Origin of the sequence: Streptomyces sp. NPDC056486, from assembly GCF_042795295.1 — a bacterium.
Taxonomy (GTDB): domain Bacteria; phylum Actinomycetota; class Actinomycetes; order Streptomycetales; family Streptomycetaceae; genus Streptomyces.
Genome location: NZ_JBHTSF010000198.1, coordinates 1 through 14,879 on the forward strand (window position 1 = coordinate 1; position 14,879 = coordinate 14,879).

Annotated in this window: 14 protein-coding genes and 2 pseudogenes; 10 read left to right on the forward strand and 6 right to left on the reverse strand. The window is 69.1% G+C overall.

Annotated features, from left to right (window positions below):
- Nucleotides 1–61 precede the first annotated feature (61 nt).
- The gene (locus ACFQ7F_RS40865) at nt 62–940 is read right to left on the reverse strand and encodes a LysR family transcriptional regulator (RefSeq protein ID WP_383282862.1); all 879 of its coding nucleotides are present in this window, start codon (nt 938–940) and stop codon (nt 62–64) included.
- 135 nt (nt 941–1,075) lie between these two features.
- Between ACFQ7F_RS40865 and ACFQ7F_RS40870 the strand changes: the two genes are divergently transcribed.
- The 4 genes from ACFQ7F_RS40870 (at nt 1,076) to ACFQ7F_RS40885 (ending at nt 6,060) form a co-directional block, all read left to right on the forward strand.
- Nucleotides 1,076–1,747, forward strand: coding sequence for a succinate dehydrogenase (locus tag ACFQ7F_RS40870; RefSeq protein ID WP_383282900.1), 672 nt, complete (start codon nt 1,076–1,078; stop codon nt 1,745–1,747).
- A 3-nt stretch (nt 1,748–1,750) separates the two neighbouring features.
- Nucleotides 1,751–3,742, forward strand: coding sequence for a fumarate reductase/succinate dehydrogenase flavoprotein subunit (locus ACFQ7F_RS40875; protein ID WP_383282865.1), 1,992 nt, complete (start codon nt 1,751–1,753; stop codon nt 3,740–3,742).
- Nucleotides 3,739–4,485 (forward strand): succinate dehydrogenase/fumarate reductase iron-sulfur subunit, encoded by a 747-nt coding sequence (locus ACFQ7F_RS40880; protein WP_383282868.1) that lies wholly within the window; start codon nt 3,739–3,741, stop codon nt 4,483–4,485. The genes ACFQ7F_RS40875 and ACFQ7F_RS40880 overlap by 4 nt, the downstream gene beginning before the upstream one ends.
- 63 nt (nt 4,486–4,548) lie before the next feature.
- Complete coding sequence (locus ACFQ7F_RS40885; RefSeq protein WP_383282871.1) at nt 4,549–6,060, forward strand: acyl-CoA synthetase; 1,512 nt, start codon at nt 4,549–4,551, stop codon at nt 6,058–6,060.
- A gap of 25 nt (nt 6,061–6,085) precedes the next feature.
- On the opposite strand, the gene ACFQ7F_RS40890 is transcribed toward ACFQ7F_RS40885, so the two are convergent.
- On the reverse strand, nt 6,086–6,985 hold the full coding sequence (locus tag ACFQ7F_RS40890; protein ID WP_383282874.1) for a LysR substrate-binding domain-containing protein: 900 nt from the start codon (nt 6,983–6,985) through the stop codon (nt 6,086–6,088).
- 150 nt (nt 6,986–7,135) lie between these two features.
- On the opposite strand from ACFQ7F_RS40890, the gene ACFQ7F_RS40895 reads away from it, so the two are divergent.
- Both ACFQ7F_RS40895 and ACFQ7F_RS40900 read left to right on the forward strand, forming a co-directional pair.
- Entirely contained in the window at nt 7,136–8,146 is a 1,011-nt protein-coding gene (locus ACFQ7F_RS40895; RefSeq protein ID WP_383282877.1) for an aldo/keto reductase, read from the forward strand.
- 47 nt (nt 8,147–8,193) lie between these two features.
- Nucleotides 8,194–8,610, forward strand: coding sequence for an SRPBCC family protein (locus tag ACFQ7F_RS40900; protein ID WP_383282879.1), 417 nt, complete (start codon nt 8,194–8,196; stop codon nt 8,608–8,610).
- Between the two features lie 46 nt (nt 8,611–8,656).
- Here the strand turns inward: ACFQ7F_RS40900 and ACFQ7F_RS40905 are convergent, their stop codons facing one another.
- On the reverse strand, nt 8,657–9,088 hold the full coding sequence (locus ACFQ7F_RS40905; protein WP_383282882.1) for a Rid family hydrolase: 432 nt from the start codon (nt 9,086–9,088) through the stop codon (nt 8,657–8,659).
- Between the two features lie 116 nt (nt 9,089–9,204).
- Between ACFQ7F_RS40905 and ACFQ7F_RS40910 the strand changes: the two genes are divergently transcribed.
- A complete protein-coding gene (locus ACFQ7F_RS40910) occupies nt 9,205–10,107 on the forward strand; it encodes a GlxA family transcriptional regulator (RefSeq protein WP_383282885.1) in 903 nt (300 codons plus the stop codon).
- A 21-nt stretch (nt 10,108–10,128) separates the two neighbouring features.
- Here the strand turns inward: ACFQ7F_RS40910 and ACFQ7F_RS40915 are convergent, their stop codons facing one another.
- From ACFQ7F_RS40915 to ACFQ7F_RS40925, 3 genes and pseudogenes are all read right to left on the reverse strand, one after another.
- Complete coding sequence (locus tag ACFQ7F_RS40915) at nt 10,129–11,412, reverse strand: erythromycin esterase family protein (protein WP_383282888.1); 1,284 nt, start codon at nt 11,410–11,412, stop codon at nt 10,129–10,131.
- A 59-nt stretch (nt 11,413–11,471) separates the two neighbouring features.
- Nucleotides 11,472–11,570, reverse strand: a pseudogene (locus ACFQ7F_RS40920) (antibiotic acetyltransferase); the annotation flags it as partial.
- 117 nt (nt 11,571–11,687) lie between these two features.
- Nucleotides 11,688–11,876 (reverse strand): annotated as a pseudogene (locus ACFQ7F_RS40925) (FAD-dependent monooxygenase); the annotation flags it as partial.
- A 115-nt stretch (nt 11,877–11,991) separates the two neighbouring features.
- Here ACFQ7F_RS40925 and ACFQ7F_RS40930 point away from each other — a divergent pair.
- The 3 genes from ACFQ7F_RS40930 to ACFQ7F_RS40940 form a co-directional block, all read left to right on the forward strand.
- On the forward strand, nt 11,992–12,570 hold the full coding sequence (locus tag ACFQ7F_RS40930) for a TetR/AcrR family transcriptional regulator (RefSeq protein WP_383282891.1): 579 nt from the start codon (nt 11,992–11,994) through the stop codon (nt 12,568–12,570).
- Nucleotides 12,571–12,684: 114 nt separating this feature from the next.
- Nucleotides 12,685–13,479, forward strand: coding sequence for an SDR family NAD(P)-dependent oxidoreductase (locus ACFQ7F_RS40935; protein WP_383282894.1), 795 nt, complete (start codon nt 12,685–12,687; stop codon nt 13,477–13,479).
- 210 nt (nt 13,480–13,689) lie between these two features.
- Nucleotides 13,690–14,879, forward strand: a 1,190-nt coding sequence (locus ACFQ7F_RS40940; RefSeq protein ID WP_383282897.1) for an FGGY-family carbohydrate kinase, incomplete at its 3' end; no start/stop codon positions are given.

A 14,879-nucleotide genomic window follows, 5' to 3' on the forward strand; every position in this document is an offset into this window, starting at 1 on the left:
CCGTAGGGGCGCGGGGAACTGCGCGACCAGCCCCCACCGGGCCCGCGGGGACACACAACCCTCACCGCTCCAGCAACATCCGCTGCAGCTCCCGCGCAGCCCGTGGCGGAGCCACATCGCTGCGGTGCGCAAGGGCGATCGTGCGGTGCAGAGTCGGCCGGGCCAACGGAGTCATCCGCAGTCCGCGACCGGCGCGTTCGGCCACCATGCGCGGCACGACCGCGACCCCGAGCCCGGCCTGCACGAAGCCGAGCACCGCGTCCATCTCGCCGCCCTCGACCGCGAACTCCGGCTCGAACCCCTCGGCCCGGCAGGCGGCGACCGTCAGCTCCCGCAGGTCGTAGCCGTGCCGGAACATCACAAGGCGCTCCCGCTGAAGATCGGCGACCCGCACGGTCCTGCCGCCGAACTTGGGCGCGTCCGGCGACGACACCACGACCAGGTCCTCGCGGAGCAGCTCCACGGTGGTCAGAGCGGGCGACGGGCTCGGCAGCGGGAGCACGACCACGGCGAGGTCCAGGGCGCCGCGCGCCAGTTCCCGTACGAGGTCGTGGGAGCCGCTTTCCTCCAGGAGGAGCTGGATGCCGGGGTGCCGATCGTGGAAGGCGCGAAGCACATCGGGCAGCAGGCCGGTACAGACACTGGGGGTCGCCCCCAGGCGGATCCGGCCGCGACGCAGCTGGGCCAGCTCCTGCACCTCGATGCGGGCGGTGTCGGCGTCCGCGAGGATCCGGCGGGCCAGCGGCAGCAGCGCCTCGCCCGCGTCGGTCAGCGCGATGTTGCCGCGGGCCCTGCTGAACAGCTCCGCGCCCAGCTCCTTCTCCAGGGCGCGGACCTGCTGGGAGAGCGAGGGCTGTGAGACGTGCACTTGCTCGGCGGCCCGGGTGAAGTGCCTGGTCTCGGCCACCGCGACGAAGTAAAGGAGCTGCTGGAACTGCATACAGGGCAGGGTACGGCCGATGATAGCCAACCGCTATCGAGATGAGCTGATCCATCTCTTGGACCGATCGGGACCTTCGGCCTTAGCGTCGGTCCCATGGCTCTGGCAACGCGGACGGACCGAAAACGGTCGTCGATGGCGCGCACGATCTGGGACTCGTCCGTCGGCAAGAAGACAGTGATGGCCGTGAGCGGCCTGATCATGCTGCTCTACCTGATCGCCCACATGATCGGAAACCTGAAGATCTTCTTCGGGCCCGAGGAGCTCAACCACTACGCCCACTGGCTGCGCACGGTCGGCGAGCCCTTCATGCACTACGAGTGGACGCTCTGGCTGATCCGCGTCGTGCTCGTCGCCGCCGTGGTCGCACACGCCGTCTCCGCCTACCAGCTGAGCCGCCGCGACATCAAGGCACGCCCCACCAAGTACGTGAACAAGAAGGCGGGGTCGAGCTTCGCCACGCGCACGATGCGCTGGGGCGGGATCATCCTCGCCCTGTTCATCGTCTGGCACATCCTGGACCTGACGACCGGCACCGTGCACCCGGGCGGCTACGAGCACCTGCACCCGTACCAGAACATCATCGACACGTTCTCCACGTGGTACGGCAACGTCATCTACATCGTCGCCGTCGTCGCCCTCGGCTTCCACGTCCGCCACGGGCTCTGGAGCGCCGCGCAGACCCTCGGCGCGGGCAAGGCGACCCGCGACCGCGCCCTCAAGATCATCGCCAATGGCCTCGCGCTTGTCCTGACGGCGGGCTTCGTCGTCGTACCCGTGGCCGTCATGACCGGAGTGGTGAGCTAGCAGATGAATTCCTCCCGTGATTCTCGTGATTCCCGTGATTACTCCTCTCGTGAGTACGCCGAGTACGCGACCGGGGAGCCGGTCGTCGACACCAAGGCCCCCGCAGGTCCTGTCGCCGAACGCTGGGACAAGCGCCGCTTCGAGGCCAAGCTGGTCAACCCCGCCAACCGCCGCAAGCACACCGTGATCGTCGTCGGCACCGGCCTCGCGGGCGGCTCCGCGGGCGCCACGCTCGCCGAACAGGGCTACCACGTCGTGCAGTTCTGCTACCAGGACTCACCGCGCCGCGCCCACTCGATCGCCGCGCAGGGCGGCATCAACGCCGCGAAGAACTACCGCAACGACGGCGACTCCGTCCACCGGCTCTTCTACGACACCGTCAAGGGCGGTGACTTCCGCGCCCGCGAGTCCAACGTCCACCGCCTCGCGCAGATCTCGGTGGAGATCATCGACCAGTGCGTCGCGCAGGGCGTGCCGTTCGCGCGCGAGTACGGCGGGCTCCTCGACACCCGCTCCTTCGGCGGCGTACAGGTCTCCCGGACGTTCTACGCGCGCGGCCAGACGGGGCAGCAGCTCCTCCTCGGCGCGTACCAGGCGCTCTCGCGGCAGATCGCGGCGGGCAACGTGGAGATGCACCCGCGCACGGAAATGCTGGACGTCGTCGTCGTGGACGGACGCGCCCGCGGCATCGTCGCCCGCGACCTGATCACCGGCAAGATCGAGACGCACTTCGCCGACGCGGTGGTCCTGGCCTCCGGCGGCTACGGCAACGTCTTCTACCTCTCGACGAACGCCATGAACTCCAACGCCACGGCGATCTGGCGGGCGCACCGGCGCGGCGCCTACTTCGCCAACCCCTGCTTCACGCAGATCCACCCGACGTGCATTCCGCGCACCGGCGACCACCAGTCGAAGCTGACGCTGATGAGTGAGTCGCTGCGCAACGACGGCCGCATCTGGGTCCCCAAGGCCCACGGCGACGACCGCCCGGCGAACGAGATCCCCGAGGAGGAGCGCGACTACTACCTGGAGCGCATCTATCCTGCCTTCGGCAACCTCGTGCCCCGCGACATCGCCTCGCGCGCCGCCAAGAATGTGTGCGACGAGGGCAGGGGAGTGGGCCCCGGCGGCCAGGGCGTCTACCTCGACTTCGCCGACGCCATCGCGCGCATGGGCAAGAAGGCGGTCGAGGCCAAGTACGGCAACCTCTTCGACATGTACGCGCGGATCACCGACGAGGACCCGTACAAGACGCCGATGCGCATCTACCCCGCCGTGCACTACACGATGGGCGGACTCTGGGTCGACTACGACCTCCAGACCACCGTCCCCGGCCTGTTCGCGGTCGGCGAGGCCAACTTCTCCGACCACGGCGCGAACCGGCTCGGCGCGTCGGCCCTGATGCAGGGCCTGGCCGACGGCTACTTCGTGCTGCCGTCCACGATCAACGACTACCTCGCGCGCAATCCGCACCACGACGAGATCTCCGACGACCACCCCGTCGTACGCGAGGTGTTGGACGAGACCGCGGACCGCGTCACCCGGCTCCTGGCCGTCGACGGAGACCGCACCCCCGACTCCTTCCATCGTGAACTCGGCGAACTGATGTGGGAGTTCTGCGGCATGGCCCGTACGGAGACGGGCCTTCGCAAGGCACTTGAGCGCATCCCGCAGATCCGCGAGGAATTCTGGCGCCGCCTCAAGGTCCCCGGCACCGGCGAGGAGTTCAACCAGTCCCTGGAGAAGGCGAACCGCATCGTCGACTACCTGGAGCTCGCCGAGCTGATGTGTCTCGACGCCCTGCACCGCGCCGAGTCCTGCGGCGGCCACTTCCGCGACGAGTCGCAGACGCCGGACGGCGAAGCGGCACGGCACGACGAGGAGTTCAGCTACGCGGCCGCCTGGGAGTTCACCGCCACGGGTGAGGCTCCCACCCTTCACAAGGAAGACCTCGTCTTCGAATACGTCCACCCCACCCAGCGGAGCTACGCATGAAGCTCACCCTGCGCGTCTGGCGCCAGCAGAACGCCGAAGCCGACGGCGCCATGTCCACCTACGAGGTCGACGGCATCTCGTCCGACATGTCCTTCCTGGAGATGCTGGACACCCTCAACGAAGAGCTCATCGTCAAGGGCGACGACCCCGTCGCCTTCGACCACGACTGCCGCGAAGGCATCTGCGGCGCGTGCTCGCTCGTCATCAACGGCGACGCGCACGGGCCCGAGCGCACCACCACCTGTCAGCTGCACATGCGGTCCTTCGATGACGGCGACACGATCGACATCGAGCCGTGGCGCGCCTCGGCCTTCCCGGTCGTCAAGGACCTGGTCGTGGACCGCTCGTCCTTCGACCGGATCATCCAGTCCGGCGGCTACATCAGCGCCCCCACCGGCGCGGCCCCGGAGGCCCACGCGGCTCCCGTGCCGAAGCCGGACGCGGACTTCGCGTTCGAGCACGCGGAGTGCATCGGCTGCGGGGCGTGCGTCGCCGCCTGCCCCAACGGCTCGGCGATGCTGTTCACTTCGGCGAAGGTCAACCACCTGGGAGTCCTGCCGCAGGGCGCTCCCGAGCGCGAGACGCGGGTGCTCGACATGGTGGCGCAGATGGACGAGGAGGGCTTCGGCGGCTGCACGCTTACTGGCGCCTGCGCCACTGCCTGTCCCAAGGGCATCCCGCTGCCTTCCATCTCCGCGATGAACAAGGAGTGGCTGCGGGCCACCCGGAAGGTCAGCCGCTAGCTGAACCACCTGGACCTGTACTGGGTCTGACGTTGCGTCAGGGCGCTGAGGTACCTTCGCCGCATGCACCCGGGAGCGTACGACCCCGCCAGGCCGGCCGTCGTCACCGCTGACGGCACGAGAACCCTCACCTACGGACAACTCGAAGAACGCTCTCTGCGGCTCGCGGATCATCTGCGGGCCGCAGGCTTGCGTCGGGGCGACCACTTCGCCCTGCTCTGCGACAACGATCCGCGCGCCCTGGAGGTCTACTGGGCGGCGCTGCGCTCGGGTCTCTATCTCACCGCCGTCAACCACCACCTCACGACGGACGAGGCCGCGTACATCGTCCGCGACTGCGGGGCCAAGGCGCTGGTCATCTCCGGCTCGCTCGCCGAAATGGGCGCGGCGGTGACGGAGTTGGCGGGCGGCCCGCCGATCCAGCTCGGGCTCGACGACGGATCGTACGAGAAGGCCCTGGAGTCGGCATCCGCGCAGCCGCCCGCCCACCAGCCGCGCGGCACCGACATGCTCTACTCCTCCGGCACCACGGGCCGCCCCAAGGGCATCAAGCCCGCGCTGCCCGAGGGTGACGTGCGCGAGGAGCCAAGCGCCTACGTGCTGATCTTCCAGGCGATGTACGGCTTCGGCGAGGACACCGTCTACCTCTCGCCCGCTCCGATCTACCACGCGGCGCCACTGCGCTTCTGCGGGGTCGTCACGGCGCTCGGCGGCACCGTCGTCCTCATGGACACCTTCGACGCGGAAGGCGCCCTCGCGGCCGTGGAACGCCATCGGGTCACGCACAGCCAGTGGGTGCCGACCATGTTCGTACGGATGCTGAAGCTGCCCGCCGAGGTGCGCGAGCGGCACGACCTGTCCTCGATGAAGATCGCCATCCACGCGGCCGCGCCCTGCGCCGTCGAGGTCAAGCAGCGGATGCTGGAGTGGTGGGGGCCCGTCCTGTACGAGTACTACTCGTCGACGGAGGGCAACGGCATCACGTTCATCTCGCCCGAGGAGTGGCTGCGCAAGCCCGGCTCCGTGGGCAAGGACGGATTCCTCGGCGAACTGCGGATCTGCGACGAGGCGGGCGATCTGCTGCCGAGCGGCGAGACCGGCATCGTCTACTTCGAGCGCGAGGAACTGTCCTTCCGCTACCACAACGACGACATCCGCACCCGCGAGGCCCAGCACCCCGCGCATCCGAACTGGACCACCACGGGCGACATCGGGCACATGGACGACGACGGCTATCTGTTCCTCACCGACCGCAAGGCATTCATGATCATCTCGGGCGGTGTGAACGTCTATCCGCAGGAAGCCGAGGACTGCCTCGTGCTGCATCCGGCAGTCGAGGACGTCGCCGTGATCGGAGTGCCGGACGCGGAGATGGGGGAGGCGGTCAAGGCGGTGGTGCAGCCGGCCGACGGGGTGGCCGCGGGGCCCGACCTCGAGCGGGAGCTGATCGCCTTCGTGCGGGAGCGCATCGCCCACTACAAGGCGCCGCGTTCCGTGGACTTCGCGGATTCGCTGCCCAGGACGCCCACCGGGAAGCTGGCCAAGTCCTCGCTGCACAGGTCGTACCGGGAATGAGCGGGCCGGGAGCGAGCGGGCTTCCTCAGTCGATCTCGCCGCTCGCAAGGACCGTCCCACGGAAGGACGCGACCACCGGCCGCAGATCGATGGTGTGCCAGGCCGCCCACAGGTGAACGGACGCCTTGTGCCAGGGCAGTTCGCGTACGGCGACGCCGTCCGTCGTGCCGCGCACCATGCTCTTCTGGATGAGCGCGAGGCCGAGGCCGGAGGCCACGAGGCCGAGCGCGGTGAGCGGCTCGGCGGCGTCGAGGCGGATGTCCGGGGTGAAGCCGGACGCCACGCACGAGGCGAGGAAGGTGTCGCGCCAGGCGGGATCCTGGGAGTTCTCGACGGCGATCCAGGCCTGGCCGTCCAGGTCGCCCGGAGTCAACTCCGCCTGCGCGGCGAGCGGATGGGCCGCGGGCAGCGCGAGGAGCAGCGGATCTTCGAGGAGCGGCGCGGCCAGGAGGTCCGGATCGTCCTGGGCGGGCGGCTCCTGGACGAGGGCGATGTCGAGGCTGCGCTGCCGCAGGCCCTCGAACTGCTCCGCCGTGGAGAGGCTGTAGAGGGCGACATGAATGCCGGGGCGCTCCTCCTGAAGGGTGCGCAGCGCGCCCGGCAGGACGCCGGTGTGCATGGCGTCGCCCACGTACCCGATGCACAGGCCGCCCTCCTCGCCGCGGCCCAGCCTGCGGCCGAGGTTCTCCAGGCGGTCCGCGTGCCGCAGCAGGGCGCGGGCCTCGCTCAGGAAAACCCGGCCGTCCGACGTGAGGCGGATGCGCTGCTGGCTGCGCTCGAACAGGGCGAGGCCGAGCTGCTTCTCCAGCTGGGCGATCTGGCGGCTGAGCGGTGACTGGGAGATGTGCAGCGCTTCGGCCGCCCGGCCGACGTGTTCCGTCTCGGCGACGGCCACGAAATAGCGGAGTTGTCGCAGGTCAAGCATGTAAGACCTCGGGGGACTCAAGTGTGTCCAAGCGAGTCTTGGACAGTCTCAAGCATGGAGCCTAACCTCGAAATCGCAAGGCCGACGGATCACCCGGTCACCCCCGGAACCGCCGGAACCACTGGAAATCCACCACCGCGAGGACCCCCCATGAGCATCAAGTCCCTCCTCCCCGGAGCGCTCGGCTTCGGCACCGCCCCGCTCGGCAACATGTTCCGCGCCATCCCCGACGAGGAGGCCGCGGCCACCGTCGAGGCCGCCTGGAACCAGGGCATCCGCTACTTCGACACCGCCCCCTTCTACGGCGCGGGCCTCTCCGAGATCCGGCTCGGCGACGTCCTGGCGGGCCACCCCCGCGACGACTACGTCCTGAGCACGAAGGTCGGCCGCGTCATCCTGGACGAGGTCGAGGACCCCGCCGCCCGTGACCTCGGCGAGAAGGGCGGCCTCTTCGAGCACGGCCGTCCGAACAAGATGGTCAACGACTACACGGCCGACGCCACCCTCCGGTCCATCGAGGACAGCCTGAAGCGGCTGCGGACGGACCGGCTCGACATCGTGTGGGTGCATGATGTCGCCCAGGACTTCTACGGCGACGAATGGCTGGCCGCCTATGAGACAGCCCGTACGGGCGCTTTCCGCACCCTGGACCGGCTGCGCGACGAGGGCGTCATCAAGGCCTGGGGCCTGGGCGTCAACCGCGTGGAGCCGCTCGAGCTCACCCTCGACCTGGACGAGCCGAAGCCCGACGCCTTCCTCCTCGCCGGCCGCTACACCCTCCTCGACCACGACCGCGCCCTCCAGCGCCTGCTCCCGGCCGCCGAGGCCCAGGACGTCGACATCGTCGTGGGCGGGCCCTACAGCTCGGGCATCCTCGCGGGCGGCCAGCACTTCGAGTACCAGAAGGCGCCCGCGGAGATCGTCGCCAAGGTCGAGCGCATCAAGGCGCTCGCCGAGCGGCACGGCGTCGGCATCAAGGCCGCCGCCCTGCAGTTCTCCCTCGCCCACCCGGCGACGGTGGCGGCGATCCCCGGAGCCACCAAGCCGAGCCGCATCGCCGAGGACGTCGCCGCGCTCGGCGAGAAGGTCCCGGCCGCGTTCTGGGCGGACCTGCGTACGGAGAAGCTGATCGCCGCGGACGCGCCGGTGCCCACCGCCTGACCGCCAACTCCCGTACATCCCTCCCGTACGTTCCTCAAGGAGAAACCGTGGCTTCCACCTCCGCGTCCATCGAGATCCCCGTACCGGCCGATCGCGTCTGGCAGCTCATCGGCGGCTTCGACTCGCTGCCCGACTGGCTTCCGTTCATCCCCGCCAGTGAATCCAGCGAGGGCGGCCGTGTGCGCAGCCTGACGAGCGAGGACGGGGGCGTCATCGTCGAGCGCCTGCTGACGTTCGACGACAAGGCGCGTACCTACAGCTACTCGATCCTGAAGGCCCCCTTCCCCGCCACCGATTACGTGGCCACCCTCACGGTGCACGAGGTGCCGGGAGAGGACGCGTCCCGCGTGGAGTGGTCCGGCGTCTTCACGCCGGTGGGCGTGGGAGACGACGAGGTCGTCGCCCTGTTCCACGGCATCTTCAGCGACGGGCTCGCCGCGCTGAAGCAGACGCTCGCCGCTTGAGGAGCCAAGGGCCCCGGGACTGTGCCGGGGCCCGTAACGCCCGCCGTCAGACCCGGGCGGTGAACCTGACCTCGACAAGCAGTTCGGGGAAAGCGAGCCTCGGGGTGCCGATCATGGTGCTCGCCACCTGCGGGTCCGGCCGACCGTAGGCTTCCTTGCGCACGGGCCCCGCCGCGGCATCGGCCGCGTCGACATCGAGTGCGTAGATGACTTCCTCGACGACGTCGTCCAGCGATGCGCCGAAGCGTTGCAGCAGGTGTGCCGCGTTGGCATAGCACTGGCGCAGTTGCTCGCCCATGCGGGAGAAGTCCGTGACCAGTCCGGCATCATTGACGGGAGCGGGAGCGACGACTTCCGTCCCGCTGTGGGCCACTTGGCCGGAGAGGTAGATGGTGTCGCCGCGTCTGACCGCCTGCACGTACCCGTAGGTCTCTTCCCACGGGACTCCGAAGCTTTCGACTTGCTGTGCGCTGCTCATGGTGTTGACGGTATGGGGCCGGTTCGGGGGTGGAACAGGCCCGGCTGTGCCACTTGAGGCAAGGATCGTGCCAGGTCCTGGCTGGCACCAGGTGCGCGAAGTATGAGGGGGCTCAATTGCGATCCACCGGGGGCGAGACGGTTGTCGCGGTTCTGGCGATGCCGCGTTTTTATGCGCTGGACGTCAGCATCCCTGAGCATGTTTTTGGGCGGCATCTGGGATATCGCGTCTTGGTGTGTGGGGATGCCGGCGACGGATCGTCGTCGCTCGCCGATGTGGAGTACGCCGATATCGTCGTGGTCCCAGGCTACGAAGATCCGCATCTCCCGGTCCCGGAGGAATACCTCGGAGCGCTGCGAATCGCGGTCGAGCGGGGCGCGCGTGTCGTAGGCGTCTGTACAGGTGTGTTCGCGCTGGCGGCCGGCGGCATCCTGACCGGCAAGTCGGCCACGACGCACTGGCGCCATACCGATGAACTCCGCCTGGCATATCCTCGCGTCGACGTCATCGAGAACCGGCTGTTCGTCGAGGACGGGGCCATTCTGACGTCCGCGGGTGGGGGCGCGGCCATTGACGCGTGTCTCCATGTCGTCCAGAGCGATTTCGGCGCCGCTGTCGCGGACGGCGTGGCCAAAGACGTCGTCTTCTCTTCTGTCCGTGGTGCGAACGAGCCGCAGTACACGGACGTGCCCACCCCTTCTCGCGACAGCCTGCGGGCGACGCGGGAATGGGTGATCGAGAACATTGGAGCGTCGATCACTGTGCAGCAACTGGCCGACCGCAGCCTGCTTTCGCGCAGAACCCTGGTCCGGCGTTTCGTGCGCGACACGGGAATGCCGCCCATGCAGTGGGTCGCCCTCCAGCGGATTATCGGCGCGCGCCGACTCCTTGAGGCCTCCGACTGGTCCGTCGAGAAAATCGCGGGAGCCGTGGGGTTCGGCTCGGCCGCGAATTTCCGGACGATCTTCCGCAGAGAGGTGGGGGTGACCCCGAGCGCCTATAGAAAGCAGCACGGCTGACCCGCAGGCCGATATTGAGTCCTAGCTCTGAGCGACGTCGACGTCGGCGATGCTGGAGGCCGGGGTGCTGAGGATGCCGTCGAACGCGTCGAGGACAGCGGTGTGGAGGTAGACGCTCTGCAGCCGGATGCGGTCGGGGCCGTGGAGGTTCTCGGTGCGTGCCCGGCGGAGGTCAGCCATGCCGAGTCCGAGACCGGTGTCGGCGAAGGCCGCTTCGATGCTGCCGGGCTCGGGCGGCGCCAGTGGCGTGTCGTCGATGGTGAAACCGAAAGGAGCCTTCTCGTCGCGGCGCATCTCGGCTGTATGTCCCGAGGGGCTTGTCAGTCCGAGGGCGAAGTACGCGTCGCCCAGGGCGTTGTGCAGGTGCTGTCCCATGGGGAGGCCGGTGAGGTGGCCGGCGAAGGCGATGGGTGTCTTCTGGATGTGGGCGTTGTGGGCCGCCAGTACGACGCGGGCATCGGGTTCGAGGTGGTTCAGGTGCCACAGGAGTGATTCGGCCATGTAGAGGTCGCGGGCCGAGGTGTCGGCGGTGAGGCCGTCTCCGGTGAAGAGGCCGGCCATGGCGCGGAAGGTGTAGTCGCCGTGGCAGGCGCCTTCGAGGCGTCGCAGGGCGATGTCGTAGCTGTGCGGCTCTCCGCGGGAGAGGTACAGCGGTTTCAAGGAGCGGAACCGGATGAGCAGGCGCGCCAGGAGTGCGCTGAGGGTGTCCTGTTCGGTGGTGGCCAGGCGGGCCCACGCGGGCGCGGCCACGGCTGCGGAGTCACCGGCGAAGGATTCGGCGATCGTCATCGCGGCCTGGGCCATCGGCAGGGTCTCGGGGTCGATCTCGCGGAGGTAGTCGGTGACCGGGGCCAAGGAGGGGAGCAACGACCCGCCGGCTGCCGGGATGTCGATTCCTGCGAAGCGGACCGGTGTGGTGGCGGTGCTGTTGTGTCGGCGTATGAAACGCAGTGGCTCCTGGAGTCCGATGGGGATGGTTCCTTGGAGGTGGGCGGCGAGGTCGTCGTCCGTTCCCTGGCCCTGGGCCCAGGCGTCGAGGGGGAAGCCTTCGCTGAAGCCGTACTCGAAGGCCAGGACGGTGAACCCGCAGCGTTCGACCAGGAACTGCAGGATGCGCTGGCGCATCTGGACGAACTCGGCGATGAAGTGGGAGTGCTCGCCGAGGGCGACTACGCGGACACCGTCGAGGATGTCGCGCAGCGGCTCCAGGTCGTCAAGGGGCGCTGCCGGGTCGACGTGGCTGAGCGGGATGGCATGGCCGTGGAGCCAGTCGGCGAACGGCGTGTGATCGGTTGCAGCAGGCATGCTGGTGGCTCTTCCTGGAGAGGAACTGGGGAGGGTGTGGGCGTGGGGGTGGATCGGCCCGCCAACAGCCCTGCAACGTCACGGTCGTTGTGGCGGGTGCGGATGAGGCGGGCCGGGTTGCCGCAGACGATGCCGTAGTCGGGCACATCACTGGTGACGGCGCGGCTGCGGTGGCTGGATCGAGTGCAGCGGCGGATCTGCCGGGTGCGTGAAGTCCAGGTGCACGTCATCGAGCGGGAGCCGGGGGGCGGGTGAGGGTCGGTGCTTGCCGCTTCGAGGTCTGCGGGCATGCCCCGGTAGCGCAGCAGTTCCAGGATCTGCCCACCCAGGCCGTTCGCTCGCGGCGTCTCGCGAAGCTGAGGTTGCCGCTCCAGGAGCAGTGGACGCACTCCGGAGGCGCGCGGTTCTCCGGTCGGCATCAGGTCCGTCGGACCCGCACCCACAACGTTCACGTCAGTGTCCATGCGCCCCTCCTCCCGAAGGAACGGCACGTGCCGTGCCGTTAAGGCAGGAGCGTGCCGGGATCAGGAGCTCCTGTCAAGAACGGCACGTGCCGTGCCGTTCCGCTACTGTGGCGGGATGACCAATGCCCGTCGTCGTGGCCCCGACCTGACCGAAGCCATCATGCGAACCACGATGGAGCTGGGTCAGGAGATCGGGTACGCCAAGCTCAGTATCGAGGCGGTCGCTTCCCGTGCCGGCGTCGGCAAGCACACCATCTACCGCCGATGGCCCTCGAAGGGGGCTCTGCTGCTCGACTCGCTGATGTCGCTCAATGGGCCGGCCCTGGACTATCCCGACACGGGCGACGTCATCGCCGACCTGCGCGCGCAGGTCCACACGGCCGTCGACCTCCTCGCCCGGGGGCCGTTCAGTCACCTCTTCCAGGCCCTGGTCGGCGAGGCCCAGAATGACCCCCGGGTCGCCACGGCGCTCAATGAGCGGTTCATCGCTCCGCAGGCGGACAAGACCGTCGCACGCCTGAAGACAGCCCGGGACCAGGGCCAGCTGTCGCCCGCTTTCGACCTGGACCTGGCGATGGCGATCCTGTCCGGGCCGCTGTACTTCCGGTTCCTGATCACACAAGAACCACTGACCCACGAGTACGTCGACGGGATCCTCGAAGCTCTCTTCACCGGGATGGGGCCAAGGCAGTGAAAGAGAGCCACCCGCCCGCCGGGCCCTCCAAAGTGATCTACTGAGCTTTGGGGGACAAGACGGGGGGCACGCTCCGGGGGCCACTCAGTCGCACCACAGCAGGAGGTACGCAGCATGCTCGTCGATCTCTCCGGCAAGACCGCCCTCGTCACCGGATCGACCCAGGGAATCGGGGCGGCCATCGCGGTCGGCCTGGCCAAGGCGGGTGCCCGGGTGGCCGTCAACGGACGGTCCGCGGCCTCCGTCGACAAGGCCGTCGACCGGCTGAAGGGGGAGCACGGCGCAGCCGAATTCCTCCGGGCCCCCGGTGACATCTCCACCGACGAAGGCGCCGCCCAGGTCTTCGAGGCCGTCCCTCGGGCGGACATCCTCATCAACAACCTGGGCGTCTTCGGCGCGGAGCCGGCCCTCGACATCAGCGACGACGAATGGCGCCGCTACTTCGAGGTCAACGTACTCACCGCCGTCCGCATGATCCGGCACTACCTGCCCGGGATGAAGGACCGCTCCTGGGGGCGGATCCAGAACATCGCCAGCGACTCGGCGTTCGTCGTTCCCGCCGAGATGATCCATTACGGCATGTCGAAGACCGCGCTCCTCGCGGTCTCCCGAGGCTTCGCGAAGGAGGCCGCCGGGTCGGGCGTGACCGTCAACTCCGTGATCGCGGGCCCCACTCACACCGGCGGTGTGGAGGACTTCGTGTACGAGCTCGTCGACTCCGCGCTGCCCTGGGACGAGGCGCAGCGCGAGTTCATGGTCAAGCACCGCCCGCAGTCCCTGATCCAGCGGCTCATCGAGCCCGAGGAGATCGCGCACATGGTCGTCTACCTCAGCTCCCCGCTGGCCTCCGCCACGACGGGCGGCGCAATCCGGGTCGACGGCGGCTACGTGGACTCGATCGCCCCGTAGCATCACGTAGGGCCCTTCTGATGGATCTCCGCGGCGTCGCGACGCCCGGCACGTTCCCCCACTGCCTTGAGGGCGTGGGAGGTACCCCCTCTCGCCGCACGGCGCAAAGGGACAGGTGACTCCGCCACATGACCCTTCACGCCGCACGCCGATGGCACGCACCGAACGCCGCTCCTTCTCCCACGGAGATCCATCAGAAGGGCCCTAGCCATGACCTCCGCCACCGCGCCCCGCACCGGTCTCCTGCTCGGCGTCGACATCGGGACGTCCTCCTCCAAGGGCGTCCTCGTCCGCCCCGACGGCACGCTCCTCGCCCAGACACAGCGCGAGCACGCCACGTCCACGCCGCACCCCGGCTGGTTCGAGCACGACGCGGACGGCGTGTGGTGGGCCGACTTCCGTGCCCTGACACGGGAGTTGCTGGCCGAGTTGCCCGCAGGCGAGTCGCTCGCCGCGGTCGGCGTCAGCGGCATCGGCCCCTGCCTGCTCCCCGTCGACGAGAAGGGCACGCCGGTCCGCCCGGCCATCCTGTACGGCGTCGACACCCGGGCAGGGGCTGAGATCGCCGAGCAGAACGAGCGCTACGGCCCCGACGACATCATCCGCCGCTGCGGCTCACCCCTGACCAGCCAGGCGATCGGGCCGAAACTCGCGTGGTTGCGCCGCCACGAGCCGACGGCCTACCGGGCCACCCGCCGCTGGTACATGGCGAGTTCGTACCTCGTGCACCGCCTCACCGGCCGGTACGTCCTCGACCACCACTCGGCCAGTCAGTGCACTCCGCTGTACGACCTGGCCGCCCGGGCCTGGATCGATGACCGCTGTGAGGAGATCGCGCCCGGCCTCCAGTGGCCGGAGCTTGTCTGGCCCTCCGACGTCGTCGGCGCCGTGACCCCCGAGGCCGAGGCCCTCACCGGCCTCCCCGCGGGCACCCCCGTCGTCGCCGGCACGGTCGACGCCTGGGCAGAGGCGGCCGGTGTCGGTGTCGCCGCACCAGGCGACCTGATGCTCATGTACGGGACGACGATGTTCCTGGTCGGCATCCTGCCGCAGCCGCTGACCAGCCCGCACCTGTGGGGCACGGCGGGCGCGTTCCCCGGCACGTACTGCCTGGCCGCCGGGATGGCGACGTCGGGTGCGGTCACCGGCTGGCTGCGCGACCTCACCGGCACCTCGTACGAGCAACTGACCGCGGAGGCAGGCGCGTTGCCGCCCGGCGCCGAGGGCCTGCTGATGCTGCCGTACTTCGCGGGGGAGCGCACCCCGCTCTTCGACCCCGATGCCCGGGGGCTCGTCCACGGCCTGACGCTGCGGCACGGCCGGGGTCACCTCTATCGGGCCGCCCTGGAGGCCACCGCGTACGGAGTCCGGCACAATCTCGCCGCCATGACAGAGGCGGG